The following is a 1,105-nucleotide window of genomic DNA, read 5'->3' as shown; positions in this document are numbered from 1 at the left end:
GGGTTTTTGCTGCCCGACCGGAGCCATGACCAAGTCTCCTTGATCACGGTTTCAACTGGGGTCGGCAGCTTGCCAACGTCATCGAGAAAGAGCGCCATGTTGAGGCCGGCGGCCTCGTTCCCCCAATGGGAAACCGTCTCCTTCAGAGCGGCGCGGTGGAGATTCTGCTGCGGCCTCCTGTCCCGCTCCTCCTTGAGTGTCTCAACCTGCGCTGCATAGACGGCCCTGCCGACGGCAGACAGCGCCGCTGCCTGCCCGGCACGTCTCAGAGCCGGCTCGTCTTTTCCTGCAAGGGATAGGATCATCTCGTCCCAGCAATGATCGGAACCATCGAGGGGTTTGCCTACCAGCCTGGATAGCAGCGACGGCTGCGTACCGTCGATCGGAGAGCGTACGGCTCTAAGCTTGCGGGCCAGAAACGTCTGCTCGGGCTTCGACAAGTCGAGTGTCAGTTTCCCCGTCCCGTGCCAATCAGGGGGAAACGCCTCCAGCCCCGTAATTGGCCAGATTATGCTATCGAACGGCTTTCCGTCGTCATCGCGGAGCGAGCGCTTGGCTGAGGCGGCCAACAGCTTCGCCATATCCGCACGGCTCCATGGGTGGTCCAATAGACATAGGCGGGCGGTTGGCTGATGGGCCGTGGGTAGACCTCCCCGCCGATCACGCCGTCCCTTTCGCCGCCTTCCTTCGTAAACTGCAGTCGCCCGGTCAGATCATGCTCAAGATCGATGAAGGCTTGAGCGAAGTCCTTGGGCACCGGACGCTTCTCGCGCAAGGATTCATACAGCCAGGGGATAAGCAATGCGTAGCGCAGACGCGTATGCAGGACGGACGTGCCGGGAAAGAAACGGTCCGCATACCGTTGATGGACGATGAGAAAGCCAACCTCGTCCCGCACTCCCGCGTTGCCGCCCAGCATCGCTTGTTCGGCTTGGCCCAACGCCTTGCGCGACAGAAACGTAAACCCGAATGATGACACGCAGCCCCCCGTAACTGTGATAATCTTCGCCTTGTCTGCATTCCTAAATCCAGACTAAAGAAACGAGTTTTTCGCTGCAGGGGCACGTGGTTGTTGCTGCGTGGAAGTTGAATGCCGTTGTCAGCC

At 60.1% G+C, this 1,105-nt stretch carries 1 protein-coding gene and 1 pseudogene; both read right to left on the bottom strand.

Annotation, left to right across the window (positions count from 1 at the left end; all coding sequences use genetic code 11):
• Positions 1-581 (bottom strand): annotated as a pseudogene (locus tag EN780_RS39220) (hypothetical protein); the annotation flags it as partial.
• Positions 509-979: a DUF6361 family protein gene (locus EN780_RS39215; RefSeq protein WP_189557019.1), complete on the bottom strand. Its 471-nt coding sequence runs from the start codon at positions 977-979 to the stop codon at positions 509-511. The gene EN780_RS39215 and the pseudogene EN780_RS39220, both read right to left, overlap by 73 nt.
• Positions 980-1,105 lie beyond the last annotated feature (126 nt).

Source organism: Mesorhizobium sp. M4B.F.Ca.ET.089.01.1.1 (assembly GCF_004022605.1).
Taxonomy (GTDB): domain Bacteria; phylum Pseudomonadota; class Alphaproteobacteria; order Rhizobiales; family Rhizobiaceae; genus Mesorhizobium; species Mesorhizobium abyssinicae.
This window is presented reverse-complemented; position numbering and strand designations above follow the sequence as displayed.